Genomic DNA, 19,333 nt, shown 5'->3' on the forward strand with positions numbered 1-19,333 from the left:
ATGGCAGGAATACAAATACGTTACCAGCAGCAGCTAGGCACGCAATTCTTTGATATCGATCTAAAGCTACCAGCTAAAGGTATTTCAGCGATCTTTGGGCGCTCTGGTGCAGGAAAAACATCACTGATCAATGTTATCGCGGGTCTAAAAACGCCATCCAGTGGTGTTATCGATATCAATGGCCGCCATTTATTCGACTCTCAGGCTGGCATTGATGTTCCGGTCCATAAGCGAAACGTCGGTTATGTGTTCCAAGACGCCCGCTTGTTTCCCCATTTTAAGGTTAAAGGGAATCTGTTGTATGGTGCCGCTAAACTGGACCAAGCTTATTATCAACGGATCATTGAACTGTTGGCACTTGAACCATTGCTAAATCGCTACCCACATCAACTGTCTGGTGGAGAAAAGCAACGTGTGGCGATTGGCCGAGCTTTGCTATCTAAACCCGATATTTTATTGATGGACGAGCCACTCGCGTCATTAGATCTACCACGAAAAAGAGAAGTGTTGCCGTTTCTTGAGCAACTCGCACATAGCATTGAAGTGCCAATTATTTACGTATCTCATAGCCTCAATGAAGTGTTACGTTTGGCGCAGAACTTAGTCGTGATTGATAACGGTAAGGTAGCGGCCTGCGGAACACTGGAAGAAGTGTGGGCGTCGAATGAAATGAAGCCTTGGCAATCTTTCTCTGAGCGAAGCTCGCTGTTTGAAGCCCATGTTGTAAAGCACAATCACGAATACGCGCTTTCTCAAGTTCAATTGGCGCCAGAGGTAAACTTGTGGGTACAGAAGATTGAAGGGGAGCCGGGCAGCAGTGTGCGTTTGCAAGTTCGAGCCAATGACGTATCTTTAGTGCTTGATCCACCAAGCAGAACATCCATACGTAACGTGCTAAAAGGCGTGATATCCAATATAGAGGCACATAGCCACGGTGAGGATAAAAAGAGCGTCTCAGTAACCATTAAGCTCGCTGAAGGCTGTTTGCTTGTCGCGACCATAACTGGCTGGGCGTGTGACGACTTAGATCTTAAAGTCGGAATGGATGTGTTCACGCAAATTAAAGGCGTCAGTGTGACGCAAAAAGATATAGTCTTGTCTTAATAAAAAACGCCGCATCTCTGCGGCGTTTATCTTATTAGTTACTTCGCGAACACGTCAGTGAAGTCACGTTTTAAGATAGGATCACGGCGCGCTTTCTTGATTTGCTTAACCATGTCTTTCACACAGTTGTGAAGAACTTGGTCTAATAGCTGCGCACGGTACTCTTCTTTCTCTTCATCTGTCATGCCTTCTGGTAATTTTAGAGTTGGGAACTCTTCCATCACGTTGATGCCTGCAAATGCCTGACTTACTGAAATAAGTGCATGGAACTGCTCGAAGTTATCTAGAACGTTTTGAGCACTATTAGGTAGCTCTTCCCATGCTTCACGAACCGCTTCTTCTGAAACTTCGTGGATTGACGTTACCATGTAGTGCATCGCTTCCGGCACTTCATCAAATTCAATTACTTGGCGAAGTTCAGCAGAAACCGTAGCGAGGTCGACTGTTGGTTGTTCTGGTTGATTAACGTCAGACATTATCTATTTCTCTTAAAAGTTTGTATGTGTCGGCGCTATCGTAAAAAAATGGCGATAAATGTCAACCATGATTGGCTGATTCTACGGTGGTAGAGTATTATCCGACATATGCATTCAATTTAACAGAGAATAAATAAACAGTATGATGCAAGCGTCTGGATCATCGATGAAAATACTGCTAGTGGACGATGTCCAGCTAGAACGTATGCAGTTGGCTATTCGCCTAAAACAACTAGGTCATATTGTTGAGACTGCCTGTTCAGGCCATGAAGCACTGGCAATTTACTCTAAATTCGAGCCTGAAGTCATTCTTTTGGACGTTTCAATGCCAAATATGGATGGCTTTGAGTTGTCGGCTAGAATTCGTGCTATGTACCCAGAATGGGTTCCGATTATCTTCCTAAGTAGTCATCATGAACCGATGATGATCGCCAGTGCGATCGAGGCGGGTGGGGATGACTACCTAGTCAAGCCAGTGGATAAAATCGTTCTGAGATCAAAACTTATCGCGATGCAACGCATCGCGTTTATGCGGCGTGAGCTAAAGCAAAAAACACGGGCACTCGCTAAAGCAAATGAAGAGCTGGCTCGCTTGGCGCAAGAGGACGGATTAACTAAAGTAGCAAACCGTCGTTACATCGACCAAAAACTCCATGAGATGATCGCCACCAATGGGCGATATGGCCTACCGCTTAGTGTAATCCTACTCGATGTCGACCACTTCAAAGCGTACAACGATAACTACGGGCATATCGAAGGTGATAAGTGTTTGGTTTCAATTTCCAAAACGCTATCCGAACTGTTTGTACGTAGCAGTGAAGTAGTGGGACGGTATGGCGGTGAAGAGTTTATTATTTTGCTTAGCCACCCAAACCGAGAAAAACTAATAGAAGATGCGCAACGAGTAAAAGGAGCGCTTGAAGGACTTGCAATACCGCATAACTTCAGTGAAACTTCTTATTTAGTTACCGTGTCACAAGGGCTTCTCTTTATTGAGCCAACTGGTCATGAAACTACCGATGATATCTATTCTCGTGTAGATAAAGCACTGTATCGTGCTAAATTAGCAGGCAGGGACTGCTACGAGTTGGCAGACTAACGCCAATCGGTCTTATTTTTACGCTGACAATTACAAAAAACTTATATGAAGAAGCTTTTTCCTTCACGCTATATTGTTGTTTTATATTGCGGTTTGCCTGTTGTTGCTTTGGCAAAAGGGTATGACTCAGTTAGAACCTATGTAGAACAAACATTCGCTACCTCTATTGTCTTAACCGATAGTGACGTGTTTACTGTCGGCATTCATGATTTTGATCCAAATGAATGGTTCAGTCTGGAAAACGAAGCCATCGGTTCTGACGAATCGGTGTCTTTGCGCCAGCAAGTCGCTGTATCCACTTTGCCGTATTCATTTGAACTGAGTGACGAAAACGACCCACATAAGCACTCGATCTTTACTCGCTTCTCCGTTATCCGCTCGGAACAAGACTTTAGTTTAAGAGCACAAGACCCAGCGGATTATAACGACCAATACGTATTTGGCGCATTCGCCGCTTACCGATACCGCTATCAACTTACCGATGAATGGACATTAACCCCGGGCATTGGTCTGCATTTGCAATACTTCCGAAACGAACACGATTACAAAAGCGAATTTTCCCGCCAAGTCGCACGGCCTGTATTGGATGACGTGCTATTCAATACCGATGCATGGGCGCTGAGCTATGAGCCTCATATTGAAGCAAAATACACGAAGCCAACAAAATGGGGCAGTTGGAACTTTTCATCTGCGTTCCACTACTTTTATGGCACAGGTTGGGGGGAAGCGAACTTCGGTGATATTGGCAACCCAGAAGGCTGGTACACCGCCAATGGCATTGAAATGTACTACAACGTGACTCGTTGGGGACCAAGTGTACAGTCGGTTTACGCCAGCTTGAGAAGAATCGACTTGGGCGGCGACACGGACGAACCGTTGGATACGCCTCACTATTACGAAGGGTCAATCGGTTGGTTACTGACACCGCCGTTTGAATCGTCTTGGATAGACAACGTCGGCTTAGGGTTGAGTATCAACTACGGAAGCGCATTTAAAGGTGGCAGTATTGTTTTCTTCTTTAACCAAATCGATTAAGTAAAACAAACTTGGTTGCGTCCTTTTTGCTTGGCCAAATATAGCGCCACATCGGCACTCTTCATCGCTTGGTAAACATCTTTAGCTTTAGTGCTATCACAAACGCCAATACTGATCGTAATGTTGGTCACTTCACCTTTGCGTTGACCACTGCGCTTTTTCGCCCCCGCTTTCTCATCTTTAGGGCGATTGTCTACATCACGCAATACTAGATCATAGGCTTCAACGGACGCTCGAAGGTTTTCAAGATGTACTTTGGCTTGCTCCGCCGTTTTTCCTTTGAACAGAACCGTAAATTCCTCACCGCCGTATCGATAAATACGCGCACCACCGCCAACACGTTCCATTTGACTCGCGACCAAACGTAACACGTCATCACCTGTGTCATGCCCATAGGTATCATTAAACGACTTAAAGTGGTCAATATCGATCATCGCGATAGTGTAACGTTTACCTAAGTGACGGAGATCCGACTCCAACGCTAACCGTCCAGGTATATTGGTCAATTGGTCTTTAAACGCCAGTTCATGACTTGCAGAGAGCAAATAGGTAAGCATCAATACACCAGATAGTGAAAACATCATGCTGGAGATATGAGGAATGTTGAAAAAAATGAATGTCACTGAAGACAATAAACACGCGGAGTAGATGACAACGTCTGATATACGGTTTAAGCTCATAACAAACATAGCAAAAACCAACACCATAATTGATGAATACAACACGAGAATCAGTGGCAATTTCGAGACTGGTGGTACGACGAATAAGAATGTGTCGTTGATGTACTCAAAGCCACCCTCATAAAAGTGGGTCAAGATTAAGTAACACCACATTACGATACAGCCTAGTGTCATCAAATAAAGCACTAGGGACTTAATAAAAGTCGAATTGCGCTTGAAAACAAAGACTAATACTAAGGTAACAGGCAGCAATGCGGCCAATAACGACAGTTCTAAGATCGTCGTTCCAGTTGAAAGAGGTGATTGTAGTCTTTCTTGAATAAACCAGTAGGCTGTGAGCATTGCGCACGAGACCATAGCGATGTGGTTTTGTTTAAATGCATAAGAAAGCGCTAAGCAACAGAAAAACAGGACAAACGGCAAATTCGACAGAATACCAAAGTTAGACTTAGTAAAATCGATGATGGAATCAAGTCCAAGATAGACGAGCGCCAACAACAATAACGGTAACGTCAAACGAAACCAATTTGATGTGACGACAGAGAAAGACATTAGAATTAGCCTGAGAGTACTAGTAAATCGTTAATGTTAAGTTGTCTAGAATACTTTGATTTATTGAATTTCCAAGCTTTTTACTAAACTAACAATATAAATTTGAGTGTATGAATAATTTATGAACAAAATATGCTCAATGCCGATACTTACGTTCGTTTGTTTTTAGAATACTCTTGATAGGAACTATATGCGTATGCAAATTAGCGAAGATGTACATAACTACATGGAAACTTTGGTCGGTCAAGCACTTGCACAACCAGAGTTTAGTGATAGATTTGGCGATGAGCAGCTAGCAGACATGGCATGTATTGCATTAAATCAATTGAAGCCAGTTTACATTCGGCATGATGTTGATTTTCTTTCTTCGCTTCCTGAAAGCCGTTTAGTCGCCTTAAAGAATTCGGCTTTAACGGCGTTAGATGTCGCAAAAGAAATGATCATTAATGATTCGCGCAGTAATCGCGCCGACGTTCCGGCTGTTTTTACCAAACCTGAATTTGATGAAGATAAAGAGTTGGAATGGTACGAAACGCCGATTATACCGCGCACGACGAAACGATAAGGAGATATTGTGGGACTGTTTTCTCGCTTGTTTGGTAACAAAAACACTCAACCAGCCCAACTAGAGGCAGAGCCGATCGAATACAAAGGTTTCTTAATTTACCAAGAAGCCATTGGGGAAGGTGGGCAATTTCGAATCGCAGGGCGAATTACCAAAGAAATTGATGGGGAAGTAAAAACCCACAAATTTATACGCTCTGATCTGTTGCCAACACAAAGTGACGCAAACGAATTTATGCTGAAAAAAGCACAAATGTTCATCGATCAAATGGGCGATAGTATTTTTCAATAAGATACCTGACAAAGTTGACAAACATCATAATTTTAAGAGTCATTAGTCGTTATGCTGGTGGCTCTTTTTTCATGCGCGATGAGATAATCTATTGTTTTGATAACCGTTTGCTTTACTGGTTTGACCTCCGCGTAGTTCGTTAGGTCTTGTTTAAAACAGTTCTATAAGCAGAATGGTTCATTACCAACAGTTATATGTAATGATGATTTACCTATTTTTATATAGGTTGGTTTAAGTGTATAAAATTGTTTGGATAAAAAATCAAAATAATCATTGTTGCCAATAGTCAAGGAATAGCTAATGCAAATTGGTGTGCCAAAAGAAATACTCGCAGGTGAGACGCGAGTGGCTGCATCGCCAAAGTCGGTCGAGCAGTTATTGAAATTGGGTTTCGAGGTAAATATCGAAACCGGAGCGGGGGAATTAGCGAGTTTTGATGATGCGGCTTTTGAAGCTGCTGGTGCAAAAGTCGTGTCTAAAGATGAAGTCTGGGGTTCGGACCTGATTTTAAAAGTGAATGCCCCTTTAACTGAACCCGTAGACGAAATTGCACTACTCAAGGAAGGCGCGACATTAATCAGCTTTATCTGGCCAGCTCAGAATCCTGAATTAATGGAAAAACTGTCTAGCAAAAACATTAACGTGCTTGCGATGGACTCTGTACCGCGTATTTCTCGCGCGCAATCACTTGATGCTCTATCGTCAATGGCGAACATCGCGGGTTACCGCGCAGTTGTTGAAGCTGCACACGAATTCGGTCGCTTCTTTACTGGTCAAATCACGGCGGCAGGTAAAGTGCCACCAGCAAAAGTACTTATAGCGGGTGCTGGTGTGGCTGGTTTGGCTGCTATCGGTGCTGCTGGTAGCCTTGGTGCAATCGTTCGTGCGTTCGACGTTCGCCCTGAAGTAAAAGAGCAAGTTCAGTCGATGGGTGCTGAGTTTCTTGAAGTTGACTTCAAAGAAGACTCAGGCGCTGGCGATGGCTACGCAAAAGAAATGTCAGATGAATTCAACAAAAAAGCAGCTGAGCTTTATGCTGAGCAAGCAAAAGATGTTGATATCATCATTACCACCGCACTGATCCCTGGTCGTCCTGCGCCTAAATTGATCACAAAAGAAATGGTCGATTCAATGAAAGCGGGTAGCGTTATCGTTGATTTGGCTGCGGCTAACGGCGGTAACTGCGAATATACAGTAGCGGATAAAGTGATCACGACCGCCAACGGCGTTAAGATCATTGGCTACACCGATATGGTTGGTCGTCTACCAACACAATCATCTCAGCTATACGCAACTAACATCGTTAACTTGCTGAAACTACTTAGCAAAGAAAAAGATGGCAACATCAACATCGACTTTGAAGATGTGGTTCTACGTGGCGTAACTGTGGTTAAAGAAGGCGAGGTAACATGGCCGGCTCCACCGATTCAGGTATCTGCTCAACCAGAGCAAAAACCAGCTCAAGCGCAAGTTAAACCAGAGCCAAAAGTAGAAGAACCGACATCGCCAGCTAAGAAGATCGCAGCATTGGTTGTCGCTGTTGGTGCATTTGCATGGGTTGCGTCTGTTGCTCCGGCAGCGTTCTTGTCGCACTTCACTGTTTTTGTGCTCGCTTGTGTTGTTGGCTACTACGTGGTTTGGAACGTTACTCACGCTCTCCATACACCACTGATGTCTGTTACGAATGCGATTTCGGGCATTATCGTTGTTGGTGCGTTACTGCAAATTGGTCAAGGAAATGGCGTCGTGTCCTTCTTGTCTTTTATTGCCGTACTTATCGCAAGTATCAACATATTTGGTGGTTTCACCGTAACCAAGCGCATGCTTGAAATGTTCCGTAAAGATTAAGGAGTAACAAGATGTCTGCAGGATTAGTACAAGCAGCTTATATTGTTGCTGCATTATTCTTTATTTTAAGTCTGGCGGGATTATCAAAACAGGAATCTGCAAGGTCAGGTAACTATTATGGTATCGCGGGTATGGCGATCGCGTTGATCGCGACGATCTTTGGCCCAGATTCTCAAGGCTTAGTTTGGATCATCATTGCTATGGTGATCGGTGGTGGTATCGGTATCCATTTTGCGAAAAAAGTGGAAATGACCGAGATGCCTGAGCTTGTTGCAATTCTACACAGCTTTGTAGGTATGGCAGCGGTATTAGTTGGTTACAACAGCTACTTAGATGCGCCAGAAGTGGCTACACACGCAGAGCACGTTATCCACATGGTTGAAGTGTTCTTGGGTGTATTCATCGGTGCGGTGACCTTTACAGGTTCGGTAGTAGCGTTTGGTAAGCTGCGCGGCATTATTTCTTCGTCGCCGCTTAACCTTCCGCACAAACACAAAATGAACTTGGCTGCGATTGTCGTTTCAACACTGCTAATGATCTACTTCGTAAAAGCAGATGGCAGCATGTTTGCTCTGATCGTAATGACCTTGATTGCGTTTGCATTTGGTTACCATCTGGTTGCATCCATCGGCGGTGCAGATATGCCAGTTGTAGTTTCAATGCTTAACTCGTACTCAGGTTGGGCAGCAGCAGCAGCAGGTTTCATGTTGGCAAACGACCTACTGATTGTCACTGGTGCTCTAGTAGGCTCATCAGGTGCGATTCTTTCTTACATTATGTGTAAAGCAATGAACCGTTCATTTGTGAGTGTTATTGCTGGCGGTTTTGGCCAAGAAGTTGTGATTTCGGGCGACGTTGACCACGGTGAACACCGTGAAGCGTCTGCGGAAGAAGTCGCAGAAATGCTGAAGAACTCTAAATCAGTCATCATCACTCCGGGATACGGCATGGCAGTAGCGCAAGCTCAGTACCCAGTTCACGAGATCACTGAAAAGCTACGTGCTCAAGGCATCAATGTGCGCTTTGGTATCCACCCAGTAGCGGGTCGCTTACCAGGTCACATGAACGTACTGCTAGCTGAAGCGAAGGTACCGTACGATATCGTACTGGAAATGGACGAGATCAATGACGACTTCAGCGAAACCGACACTGTATTGGTTATCGGTGCTAATGACACTGTTAACCCAGCGGCGCAAGAAGACCCGAACAGCCCAATCGCAGGCATGCCTGTATTAGAAGTTTGGAACGCGAAAAACGTTATTGTCTTCAAGCGCTCAATGAATACAGGCTACGCCGGCGTACAAAACCCATTGTTCTTCAAAGAGAATACCCAAATGCTATTTGGGGATGCGAAGGATAGTGTAGACGCAATATCGAAAGCTCTGTAAACTCATTAATCTAACTTGAAGCCAGCATTTAGCTGGCTTCTTTTTTGTTAAAACATTATTGACACAGATATCACATTATAAATTTATATTTTTGGCATAATGTTTCGACTTTTACCTAACTCACTGATTTAGCGAATATTTGCATTGATTAAGGCTGCACTTAAATTAGTTTTCGTATGTTTCTCTATGGGAGTGGCTAGCGCGCATGCTGACTCTCTACCAGAACGCATCGACACGTTTATGGATTCATTTGATGAATCAGACTCGATCGTGTCATACGATATCCGAAACTTGCAGTCTGACTATCCAACGCGTTTGTTAACGCCAGAGTCAATGCTACCGCAAACTTCTGTCTACCCATTGCGCGATATTCAGAGGTTATATTCGCTAGCTCAGAGCTGTACTGGAAAATTACCGCTTAGTCCGTTGGTTACCGAACCGCTCGTGTTTACCCGAGCAATGTGTAACGGAAACAAACTAAGCGAAAAATGGTTTGCGAGAAGTGCACTTATCCACCCGGGTGGTGGTACATACGCTAGTCGTTATGCTGCGGTTCATCCCGACAGAAGCGAGCAGCTCACACAATACATGCACATCAAAGAGCGGCCAATGGCGACTGAAAATAGCCTATTAGGGCGACTTCAACGCATGAATGAAGAGACAGTTCTCGCGTTGATCGCTGGATCCAGCATGTTTTTGGAACGTAATGAACTGTGGCTACGGCAAAATGATAGCTACCTCATATATCCAGCTAAAGTTTGGTCTAAAAATGTCGATGAAGCTGGACTTCAGTTCACGTTGAGGAACGAATCCAATAGTTGCTTTGTCCAACGGGGAAATCTTTGTTGGGACGTAAAAGACAGTTCAGATATTCTGCGCGTGACCATGGTCGCGCTGGTGATTGCCAATATATTGTTGGTGATCGGATGGTCTGCTTATCGCTGGAATACCAAACGACAAGAGATGAGAAGTCGAATGCTCATCTTACAAATTCTCACGCACGAACTGCGTACGCCAATCGCCAGTTTGTCGTTGACCGTGGAAGGATTCAGAAGAGAATTCGAGAAACTACCCGAATCAGTATATGATGAGTTCCGTCGTCTATGTGAAGATTCACGTAGATTGCGACAACTGGCAGAAGCAAGTAAAGATTATTTGCAGTCAGATAGCAAACCCCTTGCCACAGAGTGGGTACCATCGGTGCAAGAGTGGTTGGAGTATAAAGTCGAGGAAGAGTTTTCTAACGACATCGACTTCATTATTAATAACGATATCGCTGCCAAGCTGAATGTATACTGGCTTGGTACCTGTATCGACAACTTGATACGCAACGCAGTGAAATACGGTGTGGCACCCGTGACGTTAGAAGTTATCACTTCTAATCAGATGATCACTGTAAAAGTTATTGACCAAGGCCACTTAACAAAGAAAGACTGGCGACAATTACGTAAGCCTTTCGTAAGTAAGAGTGGATTAGGATTAGGTTTAACAATCGTTGAATCGATGGTGACTCGCATGGGCGGTAAAATGTCGCTCATAGGACCACCAACAACGTTTATTTTGGAGATACCTTGTGAAACAGACACTGCTTCTCGTTGAAGATGATAAAAACTTAGCTGATGGCCTATTGGTCAGCCTTGAACAAGCGGGATACGAGTGCTTTCATTCAGAAACTATCGCGGATGTTGCCCAGTATTGGGACAAAGCAGATCTCGTTATTCTAGACCGTCAATTACCAGATGGTGATTCAGTTCAACACCTTCCAGAATGGAAAAAGCTAAAAGACGTTCCTGTTATTTTGCTGACTGCACTTGTGACAGTAAAAGACAAAGTAATGGGCTTAGATGCTGGTGCGAATGACTACTTAACTAAACCATTTGCAGAGGCAGAGCTGTTTGCTCGCGTCCGTGCACAACTACGTGCGCCAGAAAGCGAACTACAAGACGATTCAAAAGTGAAAACAGAGCATCTTGTGATCGACAAAGCAACACGCGAAGTTTTCTATAAAGAAGAATCAATCACGCTAACACGTACCGAATTCGATCTACTGTTGTTCCTAGCCAGCAACCTTGGTCGCGTATTTACTCGTGACGAACTATTGGATCATGTTTGGGGTTACAACCATTTCCCAACAACACGTACTGTTGATACCCACGTATTGCAGTTGCGTCAGAAGCTTCCTGGCTTAGAGATTGAAACTCTACGCGGTGTTGGCTACAAAATGAAAGCGTAATGGTAAAGAAGTACGTATTACTAGGTGCACTCGCAATGAGTGCACCTATATCAGCTCAAGATAGTCCTTGGTTTCAGAGTAATACACCTCTAACGCAAGCGCATAAGCACCTTCTCAATAATGATTTGCCGGCGATGTTTTCTTCGCTCGTCGAAGTGTGGCAGTTAGAGAAGAATCAAACTCTCGCTCCACATCTCAATGAGCTTTTTCTTCAGTCTTTACAAGTGGATTGCGGGAAGGGTTTAGATACTAAACCGTTGCCAAGCTGGCTCGATAGCGTCACTGTTCGTCGAACCGACATCCAAAGCCCGGGGCGAGATTCTTATCGCGCGACGATTAAAGTCGAGTCGCAAAAAGAACTGTCTGATGTCACCTTGACCAAATGGGTATCACGTTCCATTTCTTCTGATAATACGCTAACCTCAAATGCAATTGGTGACACCGTCACTGAGTATACTAAGCGTTACAACCTCAATAGTCGTTTGAAGATGGGGCTATATAGAATAGACGTCACCGCCGCAGACCAAACCTCTTGGAGTTCTTGGTTGGTATTAGGGGACCCTCAAGCAAAAGTCTCTGTAAGATGGCAATCCAAAGATAAATGGAAAGTGGAGAGAAACGCATTACTAAATCCACACTGTCCATTACCTAAGCTTGATACCTCTATTTATGACTACGTCGATGGGAAATACAATCGAGTTTGGAACAGCACTTACGAATCTGACTATCCAAACGCGATCGCTGCAAATACAGTCCCACCTGGACGCTATGTTTTAGCCGTTGCAGTGAACCATGTTCGGTGGCAAGGACCAATAATTGTTGAGCAATCCCAAATGATTAGCAAAACGTACGACGTTTCTCTAGAGGATTAACTAAATTTATTGGAGAATATGCCGATATAACTAAAAAATAACGCAAATTTGATATCGGCATGAAAAACTCAATTAAATTACTTCCAATCGCGCTGGCAATTACCGCATCGTCAGCAACCGCTGCAAACTACGCAGTTGAAGCCCGTGGTGACGCTATGGGTGGCGTAGGGGTTGTATCAGCAAACTTTCTCACCGCTCCTTTTTACAACCCAGCTCTCACTGCAATTTACCGTCGCAATGATGACATTGGCATGCTCTTACCAAGTATTGGTGGATCTTACACCGACGATGGTGAGCTAATTGATGGCATCGACGATGCGAGTGATTTGATCAAAGGGGCATCATCAGATCCATCGAAAGCCTCTCAACTGCAAACTACGCTAGATAATATGCGTGGTGACCAATTGAAAGTTGAGTTAGGCGCTGCCGCTGCATTTGCATTGCCAAACCGTTTTGTCGCTGCAAACTTGTTTGGTAAAGCGTATACAGAATCATTTGTTAGCCCGGAGATCCCAGATACCGGAGATACAATAGCAGACGCGAACAACAGCCGAGTTAGAGCAGTATCAGTTGGTGTTGCTGAAGTAGGCTTAGCGTTAGCCAAGTATCAAACCTTCCTTGGTCAACATATCGCGTTTGGCGTATCACCTAAAATCCAGCGTGTATACACTTATGTTTATGAAGCAAGTCTTGAAAGTTACGACATCAAAGACATTCGTGAAAATGACACGGGTGAAACGGTATTTAACTTAGACGCTGGTTTCGTTTGGTTCTACGGCCCATTGCGCGCAGGTATCTCTGCAACTAACCTAGTTGGTCGTGACATTGAAACTGAATCATTGCCATCAAATCCTACGAAAACGTACGCTTATGAATTGAGACCATCTTACACAGTTGGTTTTGGCTTAGTCGGTGATTACGCGACACTTAGCGTCGACTATGACCTTAATGAAGCGGAGCGCTATACAGATTTCGATGACAATACACAAATGATTCGAATCGGTGGTGAAATTGATATTCTACGTCAGTTGAAACTACGTGCCGGTTGGAAACGTAACCTCGCATATGATGATCTAGACGATACGTTGACCGCTGGTATCGGTTTGTCACCACTTAACTTATTCCAGTTAGATGTCGGTGCAAGTTATACCAACGAAAACTCAGCGGGTTTATACGTAAACTTCTTAACCAGCTATTAGAGCTGCGTCTAGCATTCAACTCTGTTTCGTACTATAGTCGGCTCCTAATTTGATTAGGAGCCTTTTTAATGTTTGACGATTTACCAACACTGAGCCATGAAGAGCAGCAGAAAGCTGTTGAGAAAATCCAGCAATTGATGTCGGAAGGGATCAGCACTGCGCAAGCAATAAAAATGGTCGCTGAAGAAATTCGAGCAAAAGCGGCTAGCAAACCAGAGTAGGGTAGCTAACCTCAGTTTCTTTTCTCCCAGTTTAAGGCGGGCAGTTGTGAAAACAACTGTCCGCTTTTTTGTCTTTTGAATTTGTTCTTAGAACGGCGCAGCTCTTATCTCTTTATGCATTATAACCATAATTCATCCTGTCATTAGTAGCAGAATGCACTAGTCCTAAAACTTAACAATCAACAAATCTAGGCGTTTTATACATTTCTGAAAGTTTTATGTAACCCAAAATTACCCATCACCGGAAAGGAAGAAACCCTTACTAAACAACTAGTTATGGTAGAGTTTTATGCTGACGAGGTTCTTGAATTGCCATCCGTTGTAATAAAATTACAAAACTGTAGTTCATGTCTGCAAGCGCTTACTTTCGTCTGGAGTATTATTCTGTGGTGTTGCAGTGTAACAATACAGGTTGAGTTTATACTTGGTGACTGCATGGCGTGAAGCTAATCGATCAAAAATGTATCTATGAAATTTAAGGCGGCTATATTGGTAGAAATGATGTAGTGACAATGTCACTTAATGAGTATTCTAAGGATTTTGCTAGATTCGAAATGCGACACTTATTAGTAGCCCAGATTCAACGAACAAATTTGAACCGCATAACTATTGGTGCTTGATTGTCCATACGAATCCACAAAAGTTAACCATGGCAATCGAAAGACTGAGACTAGTAAGTATTATTAAAGATTCTTATGCACCTGACCAATTAGGCATGGTTAACCAATGGAATTCACCAGATGAGGTCGCGGGAATCTAGGGGTCGAACCGTTTTATTGTCCAGTTAGAGGGGACTACAAAAACAGGGTATCTACCTGCAACCAAAACAAGCAAAAGTGGTATCACTATTGATTAGTGATTTGTTAGGTGCAAGATCATTGAAAGACTAAAAAGCTTTAGGCTTCGCTCAAGAACTAACTTATAAGCTCAGACCTTATTGTAGGAAAAGGCTTTCTATAAATTAGGCTGCTTTACAGCCTTAGCCACGTACCAAGCGTTCTTTTATGAACCGGTCTTAAACGCTTGTTACGTTGTTTTCTTAAGAAAAAGATAGCTTCATAATTTTTAGCCTTATCGTTATTTTCAAGTAAGTGGTTTTTAATTTTACAAATAATGTTTCTAAGATCATCAGAACCTATTTGATGTGATATTTTATCCGATAAATTATTCATTAATGCAGCAGGCTTTAATTATCCCCCTTTAAATGTAAGGGTAAACAGTACAATATATTAAATCAGACTCATAACCATCAATGCTTAACACAAGTAACAGGTATGTCGAATTGTTCTTAAACAATTGAATCGTCAAAATCTGCACAAATTCTTATTTCATATTTATCTTTAGTTTAGATTGAAAAATTATCGTAATCCTCAGAAAACCAACAGACATAGAGTTTGATACTTAAATCAGTTTTGAGTAGAACAATTATGATAATGCCCACAAATTCAATATGTAAGCACAAGAAAACTTGGGAAAAAAAGCAAACAAATTATACTAGTAAATATAAAGTATAGAATGAGGGAATGTTATGATTCTAAGGTTATTAACCACTCTGCCATTATTAGTGCTACTAGCAGGCTGTCCAATTGACGATGATAAAAGTTCGGGGATTAATTGTTGGGACATTAATATGAATCATGCAAATGATTTGGACGAAGATAAAAATGGTGACGGAGTATATGATACACAAGACTGTATTTCTCAACAAAGTGCGGTTTTTCAGAATCAAGATGCATTTTTTAATCACCAACATTTTTGTGAGGCATTTGCTGCTTTAGGTCAGTATCCAGACGGTTGTCCATCGATCACACATACGACACCAACTGGGACACTTACTATGATTACTACCGCTGTGCTATTTGACGATTCAAATAATGGGTATACCTCCTGTAACTACTCCCCGAGTAATGGGCCTCTAAGTCTTGAATATCGTCCAGACACTGGCTTAGCTTACTGGGTTCTGGAAGGTGGGTATACTGCAAATCGCGTGGTTTTATCCAGACAGGATGTGATAGAGAACAACAGTTGCGTCGATCTTTGTTCAAGTGATAATAAGTGTATAGCTTCATTTGCTCGCACTCACACCAATGAGTCGTTTGATTGTTTTACAATGTATCATTCCGATACTGTATCCGATTTTGAATCCTTGTGTGCTATAGATGAAGCAGGGAAACCAGGTACTGCGGCTCAATATTGCTTGTCTGGTTTGGGAGTTAATTCAAGGTGGAATTCAATATGCCCATAAGACGAATATGATTGAAAAAGAGTAGGAGAGTTAGCTCCTACTCCTAGATATCACTGTAGAGTCCGATCGATTTGCCATGACGACTCAAATGTTCTCGCGTTACCACCACTTGGTCAAAGATGGATTCGGTCTCGCTAAAGCGGAGATTGATTAATCGACCACTCTCATCGTCTATGAAGACCAGTAGGTATCATCAGGCTACATCCTTCTAACCAATCGTGGTGAGAGCCGTCAACTTTTATGAGTTCACCCAGGCAATCACAACGGTAACGAGGCTTATGAAGTTCGATAGCTTTTCTAATGCAAACATTTTGACTAAGTCGATGTTCATGTACGTCTGCTAAAACTTTAAATCGTTGAACGTCTCGGTCACTTATTGAAATTAGCATCGGTTTTGGTCCTCAAGCTAATGGAAATCCATTGAGCATAAGAGGACATTTCTAAGTTACCCAAACCGGACATTGCTAAATTTCCCTATCACCCTTAGTACGTATTATGTACGTTATGTTAAATGTAGTTCATTAATAAATAGAGCACATCGGTGCTCTATTCTATTGTTTGGTAAGTGCTGCGTTTATATGGTAATTCATTCAACATAAAGATTTACCATAAAATACCTAATAATCAGTTTGATAATCAGAGATTAACAAACCAATTGTTAGGTTTAGCCACCTGCAAGTTTTACTGTGAAACCTTTCTTTTCTAGGTGCGCTTTGATTTTCTCACGTGCATCACCTTGTATTTCAATGTTACCGTCTTTAACTGAACCACCGCAGCCACAAACTTTCTTCAATTCTGCCGCCATGAGTTTAAGCGGTGCGTCATCCAAATCTAAACCAGTGACTATACAAACGCCTTTGCCTTTACGGCCTTTGGTCTGACGCTGTATACGCACAATGCCATCGCCTTTAGGACGCTGTTGCTTTTCTTCTTCTGGTTTAATGCGACCCACATCGGTCGAATATACAAGACTCATATTAAATTACTTCTTTAGTTGCTGTTGTTCAGCTTTCTGCTTTGCGACTAAGTATGCCTCGATATGCTTTTGGATGGCAAGCTTGCCACCTTTAATTAACTTGCCGTTAAACATACAGTACCAACCGTTAGCTTCTCCAGTATCGTTCCTTATCGTAAAGCCGTTAAAGGTTTCCTGGGATCCCTTTGAAGCTTGTTGCCTCGATGCTTCTAAGGCACTGAACTCCTTTGGGTCGATCAGCGTCGCAGTATCACAAAACCAATCGATACTCTTCTTAACGGCTGCCAGACTCCCTGACAACACGTGTTGTTTTATTTGCACCTGCCAGATATCCGTTGAATTTCCAGCCGTTTTGAGGGTAAAACCTCTATAAGAAGCAGCAGCCATAATCGTTATTCTATTGGTATTATTTCTCTTAATAATAATTGTATCTAACTCATTATCAAGTATATTTGTACACGATAAGGTTGTTATAGTGCACTAAAATGCAAAAAAAGATACGTTTGATAACCAACGAAGCCGAAAAGAGTCAATATCTGAATCTATTTTCTAAAGAGATATCTGTCGAACAAATGGATGTTCTTACTGATGGACAGTATTCACGAAACTCTTTATTGGCAATGACAAAAGATTGGAATTTATTTGTTGAATTCTGTCAGAAAAAGTCTGTGCGCCCTCTTCCTGCCGCTGCGACAGCGATGCGCTTGTTTATCGAAAAAGAGTCTATATCAAGAAAGTACGCAACCATAAAGCGTTACGCGGTCACTATTGGTTTAATCCATCGTATACTCCAATTGGTTGACCCCAGCGCAAGCTCTTCTGTAAAGCTCGCTATATCAAAACTTAGGTTGGATAAAGCGGGAGACGCTAAGGCGACAGACGCTTTTGAAAAACAGCACCTTGAGCAGTTAACTAAACTACTTTCTGGTTCTGAACACCCGAGAGATATACGTAACTTAGCCATTTATCATCTTATGTTTGAGTGCCTTCTTAAGCGCGGTGAGCTTCGAGATCTAACTGAAGATAATTTATTGTTCGATGCTGAAGGTATTCAAGTGATGTTGGGTAGTCAAACCTATCCATTGTGTAAAACTGCCGAGCTCTGTTTGCGTAAATGGCTTGCACTTCGAAACCCTAATAGCCGCGTACTGTTCACTGCAATAAGCAAGTATGGCAATGTCGATGATCGTCGACTTGATGATTCTTCCATTTATCGAATTCTACGCAATGCGAGCGATAAACTTGGCTTAGATTTGAAGTTTTCTGGTCAATCACTGCGCGTAGGTGCCGCAAGAGAGTTGGCCAAACAAGGAACTAGAGTGAAGGATATTCAGCAGCAAGGCCGTTGGTTAAGCGCGGCAATGCCCTATTACTATGTCGGTAATAAGGCGTTAGCCAGCGCTGAACGTATGGTGTTTAAACGATTTAAACCCTGGAATTAAAGCGAGTTTCGTACACAGTCGGCCAAGAACTCAGAGAACTTATGTCCATTGTGCTCAAGCATTTTCGGGAACATTGAAATTGGCGTCATTCCCGGGAAGGTATTGACTTCGTTCAGGTAGATCTTTCCATCAGGCGTCAGGAAGAAGTCGATACGAGACAAATGACGCAAACGCATTTGCGTAAAGACTTTTTCCGAACTGGCACGAATAATCTCTTGCTGTTCTTCCGTCAGGTTCGTGGCTTCAACATCTGTTGTTGAATGGCTGGCTTCGCTGTATTTTTCTTCGTACGTGTAGAATGCGTCTTCAGGGGCTTTTATCTCGCCAGGCTTAGTAATGAACAGCTCGCCATTCAGTTGGTATGCTGCCACCTCAAGTTCACGAGGTTTTACCGCCTGTTCAACCAGCACTTGGTCTGAATAACTGAATGCATCATCAAGTGCTTTTTGAAGCAACGCTTCTTCAGATACCTTATAACAACCTACCGATGAGCCTTGTCGCGCAGCTTTAACAAATACGGTGCCCCATTTATCAAGCGCTTGCTTGCTACTTTCGAATGACTGCTGATTGTTTTCTGATAGAAAAATATAGGGCGTATTTGGGATGCCTAATGCGTCATACCAAAGTTTTGAAGTGATTTTGTTGAAGCTGTTGGTGCTTGCTTCTGGTCCACAGCCCAAATAAGGAATACCTGATAGCTCCAGCATCGATTGGATGTCACCCGTTTCACCTGGGTAACCGTGAATACAAGGTACAACAAAATCCAATTTGATCGACTCTTGTTCTGTGTTCAATGTACCACTGTTGGTATCTAGGTAGACAAGTTTACCTTCATTGGTATACCAGCCATCTTTCTTCATAGTCACTCGAACCACACTAAACTCTGGGGTCAGCTCGAGTTGTTGTTGAAGAAAATTAGCAGAAATTAGTGACACTTCGTGCTCAGCTGAGCCGCCACCACAAAGTAGTAAGATTGTCGTATTAGTCATTAAAAGATCTTTCCGTGATACAACAGGTGCATTGGTGCGGTTATGATAATAGAAAGCGGCGAAAGTTACACGGGTTTAGCGTGTTTACTCGTACAGGATCCTAATTAACCGGCCAATA

Annotated in this window: 19 protein-coding genes; 14 read left to right on the forward strand and 5 right to left on the reverse strand. The window is 42.8% G+C overall.

The genetic code is table 11. The annotated features are described in order from the left end of the window. On the forward strand, window positions 1-1,104 hold the full coding sequence (gene modC / locus HCZ42_RS02760; protein ID WP_167419240.1) for a molybdenum ABC transporter ATP-binding protein ModC: 1,104 nt from the start codon (window positions 1-3) through the stop codon (window positions 1,102-1,104). Between the two features lie 38 nt (window positions 1,105-1,142). Here modC and HCZ42_RS02765 read toward each other — a convergent pair whose 3' ends face one another. Then, window positions 1,143-1,580, reverse strand: a complete 438-nt coding sequence (locus tag HCZ42_RS02765; RefSeq protein WP_053407632.1) for a DUF3069 domain-containing protein — start codon at window positions 1,578-1,580, stop codon at window positions 1,143-1,145. 145 nt (window positions 1,581-1,725) lie between these two features. Between HCZ42_RS02765 and HCZ42_RS02770 the strand changes: the two genes are divergently transcribed. Then, window positions 1,726-2,679 (forward strand): GGDEF domain-containing response regulator, encoded by a 954-nt coding sequence (locus tag HCZ42_RS02770; RefSeq protein ID WP_167419423.1) that lies wholly within the window; start codon window positions 1,726-1,728, stop codon window positions 2,677-2,679. Between the two features lie 45 nt (window positions 2,680-2,724). Further along, window positions 2,725-3,714, forward strand: coding sequence for a Solitary outer membrane autotransporter beta-barrel domain (locus HCZ42_RS02775; RefSeq protein ID WP_167419241.1), 990 nt, complete (start codon window positions 2,725-2,727; stop codon window positions 3,712-3,714). On the opposite strand, the gene HCZ42_RS02780 is transcribed toward HCZ42_RS02775, so the two are convergent. Beyond that, complete coding sequence (locus tag HCZ42_RS02780; protein WP_167419242.1) at window positions 3,711-4,946, reverse strand: GGDEF domain-containing protein; 1,236 nt, start codon at window positions 4,944-4,946, stop codon at window positions 3,711-3,713. The genes HCZ42_RS02775 and HCZ42_RS02780 overlap by 4 nt on opposite strands. Window positions 4,947-5,142: 196 nt before the next feature. Between HCZ42_RS02780 and HCZ42_RS02785 the strand changes: the two genes are divergently transcribed. The 10 genes from HCZ42_RS02785 to HCZ42_RS02830 all read left to right on the forward strand — a co-directional run bounded on the left by HCZ42_RS02785 (window position 5,143) and on the right by HCZ42_RS02830 (window position 15,808). Beyond that, window positions 5,143-5,511, forward strand: a complete 369-nt coding sequence (locus tag HCZ42_RS02785) for a late competence development ComFB family protein (RefSeq protein WP_167419424.1) — start codon at window positions 5,143-5,145, stop codon at window positions 5,509-5,511. Window positions 5,512-5,520: 9 nt separating this feature from the next. Continuing rightward, a complete protein-coding gene (locus tag HCZ42_RS02790) occupies window positions 5,521-5,802 on the forward strand; it encodes an HlyU family transcriptional regulator (RefSeq protein WP_167419243.1) in 282 nt (93 codons plus the stop codon). 300 nt (window positions 5,803-6,102) lie between these two features. Beyond that, window positions 6,103-7,650 carry a Re/Si-specific NAD(P)(+) transhydrogenase subunit alpha gene (locus tag HCZ42_RS02795; protein WP_167419244.1) on the forward strand — a complete coding sequence of 516 codons (1,548 nt, stop codon included), beginning with the start codon at window positions 6,103-6,105 and terminating at the stop codon, window positions 7,648-7,650. A gap of 11 nt (window positions 7,651-7,661) precedes the next feature. Then, window positions 7,662-9,038: a Re/Si-specific NAD(P)(+) transhydrogenase subunit beta gene (gene pntB, locus HCZ42_RS02800; protein ID WP_167419245.1), complete on the forward strand. Its 1,377-nt coding sequence runs from the start codon at window positions 7,662-7,664 to the stop codon at window positions 9,036-9,038. A gap of 186 nt (window positions 9,039-9,224) precedes the next feature. Then, complete coding sequence (gene vxrA, locus HCZ42_RS02805; RefSeq protein ID WP_167419246.1) at window positions 9,225-10,637, forward strand: sensor histidine kinase VxrA; 1,413 nt, start codon at window positions 9,225-9,227, stop codon at window positions 10,635-10,637. After that, the gene (gene vxrB / locus HCZ42_RS02810) at window positions 10,612-11,271 is read left to right on the forward strand and encodes a response regulator transcription factor VxrB (protein ID WP_053407639.1); all 660 of its coding nucleotides are present in this window, start codon (window positions 10,612-10,614) and stop codon (window positions 11,269-11,271) included. The genes vxrA and vxrB overlap by 26 nt, the downstream gene beginning before the upstream one ends. Further along, window positions 11,271-12,143, forward strand: coding sequence for a DUF2861 family protein (locus tag HCZ42_RS02815; protein WP_167419247.1), 873 nt, complete (start codon window positions 11,271-11,273; stop codon window positions 12,141-12,143). The genes vxrB and HCZ42_RS02815 overlap by 1 nt, the downstream gene beginning before the upstream one ends. A gap of 59 nt (window positions 12,144-12,202) precedes the next feature. Beyond that, complete coding sequence (locus tag HCZ42_RS02820) at window positions 12,203-13,342, forward strand: conjugal transfer protein TraF (RefSeq protein WP_167419248.1); 1,140 nt, start codon at window positions 12,203-12,205, stop codon at window positions 13,340-13,342. A gap of 68 nt (window positions 13,343-13,410) precedes the next feature. Then, window positions 13,411-13,563 carry a YoaH family protein gene (locus HCZ42_RS02825; protein WP_167419249.1) on the forward strand — a complete coding sequence of 51 codons (153 nt, stop codon included), beginning with the start codon at window positions 13,411-13,413 and terminating at the stop codon, window positions 13,561-13,563. Between the two features lie 1,528 nt (window positions 13,564-15,091). Further along, window positions 15,092-15,808: a hypothetical protein gene (locus tag HCZ42_RS02830; RefSeq protein ID WP_167419250.1), complete on the forward strand. Its 717-nt coding sequence runs from the start codon at window positions 15,092-15,094 to the stop codon at window positions 15,806-15,808. Window positions 15,809-16,472: 664 nt separating this feature from the next. Here HCZ42_RS02830 and yciH read toward each other — a convergent pair. Together yciH and HCZ42_RS02840 are read right to left on the reverse strand one after the other, a co-directional pair. Then, entirely contained in the window at window positions 16,473-16,784 is a 312-nt protein-coding gene (yciH, locus tag HCZ42_RS02835; RefSeq protein WP_167419251.1) for a stress response translation initiation inhibitor YciH, read from the reverse strand. A gap of 6 nt (window positions 16,785-16,790) precedes the next feature. Further along, window positions 16,791-17,171, reverse strand: a complete 381-nt coding sequence (locus HCZ42_RS02840) for a DUF3319 domain-containing protein (protein WP_167419252.1) — start codon at window positions 17,169-17,171, stop codon at window positions 16,791-16,793. Window positions 17,172-17,269: 98 nt separating this feature from the next. On the opposite strand from HCZ42_RS02840, the gene HCZ42_RS02845 reads away from it, so the two are divergent. Continuing rightward, entirely contained in the window at window positions 17,270-18,226 is a 957-nt protein-coding gene (locus HCZ42_RS02845; protein ID WP_167419253.1) for a tyrosine-type recombinase/integrase, read from the forward strand. Here HCZ42_RS02845 and HCZ42_RS02850 read toward each other — a convergent pair. Beyond that, on the reverse strand, window positions 18,223-19,215 hold the full coding sequence (locus HCZ42_RS02850) for a D-alanine--D-alanine ligase (protein WP_167419254.1): 993 nt from the start codon (window positions 19,213-19,215) through the stop codon (window positions 18,223-18,225). The genes HCZ42_RS02845 and HCZ42_RS02850 overlap by 4 nt on opposite strands. Between the last annotated feature and the right edge of the window lie 118 nt (window positions 19,216-19,333).

It is taken from the genome of Vibrio hepatarius (assembly GCF_011806575.1).
Lineage (GTDB): Bacteria > Pseudomonadota > Gammaproteobacteria > Enterobacterales > Vibrionaceae > Vibrio > Vibrio hepatarius_A.

Bases quoted from the DNA above. Each gene is read 5' to 3' on its own strand.
- modC (WP_167419240.1), top strand. From the start codon at position 1: ATGGCAGGAATACAAATACGTTACCAGCAGCAGCTAGGCACGCAATTC.
- HCZ42_RS02765 (WP_053407632.1), bottom strand. From the start codon at position 1,580: ATGTCTGACGTTAATCAACCAGAACAACCAACAGTCGACCTCGCTACG.
- HCZ42_RS02770 (WP_167419423.1), top strand. From the start codon at position 1,726: ATGCAAGCGTCTGGATCATCGATGAAAATACTGCTAGTGGACGATGTC.
- HCZ42_RS02775 (WP_167419241.1), top strand. From the start codon at position 2,725: ATGAAGAAGCTTTTTCCTTCACGCTATATTGTTGTTTTATATTGCGGT.
- HCZ42_RS02780 (WP_167419242.1), bottom strand. From the start codon at position 4,946: ATGTCTTTCTCTGTCGTCACATCAAATTGGTTTCGTTTGACGTTACCG.
- HCZ42_RS02785 (WP_167419424.1), top strand. From the start codon at position 5,143: ATGCAAATTAGCGAAGATGTACATAACTACATGGAAACTTTGGTCGGT.
- HCZ42_RS02795 (WP_167419244.1), top strand. From the start codon at position 6,103: ATGCAAATTGGTGTGCCAAAAGAAATACTCGCAGGTGAGACGCGAGTG.
- pntB (WP_167419245.1), top strand. From the start codon at position 7,662: ATGTCTGCAGGATTAGTACAAGCAGCTTATATTGTTGCTGCATTATTC.
- vxrA (WP_167419246.1), top strand. From the start codon at position 9,225: ATGGGAGTGGCTAGCGCGCATGCTGACTCTCTACCAGAACGCATCGAC.
- HCZ42_RS02815 (WP_167419247.1), top strand. From the start codon at position 11,271: ATGGTAAAGAAGTACGTATTACTAGGTGCACTCGCAATGAGTGCACCT.
- HCZ42_RS02820 (WP_167419248.1), top strand. From the start codon at position 12,203: ATGAAAAACTCAATTAAATTACTTCCAATCGCGCTGGCAATTACCGCA.
- HCZ42_RS02825 (WP_167419249.1), top strand. From the start codon at position 13,411: ATGTTTGACGATTTACCAACACTGAGCCATGAAGAGCAGCAGAAAGCT.
- HCZ42_RS02830 (WP_167419250.1), top strand. From the start codon at position 15,092: ATGATTCTAAGGTTATTAACCACTCTGCCATTATTAGTGCTACTAGCA.
- yciH (WP_167419251.1), bottom strand. From the start codon at position 16,784: ATGAGTCTTGTATATTCGACCGATGTGGGTCGCATTAAACCAGAAGAA.
- HCZ42_RS02840 (WP_167419252.1), bottom strand. From the start codon at position 17,171: ATGGCTGCTGCTTCTTATAGAGGTTTTACCCTCAAAACGGCTGGAAAT.
- HCZ42_RS02845 (WP_167419253.1), top strand. From the start codon at position 17,270: ATGCAAAAAAAGATACGTTTGATAACCAACGAAGCCGAAAAGAGTCAA.
- HCZ42_RS02850 (WP_167419254.1), bottom strand. From the start codon at position 19,215: ATGACTAATACGACAATCTTACTACTTTGTGGTGGCGGCTCAGCTGAG.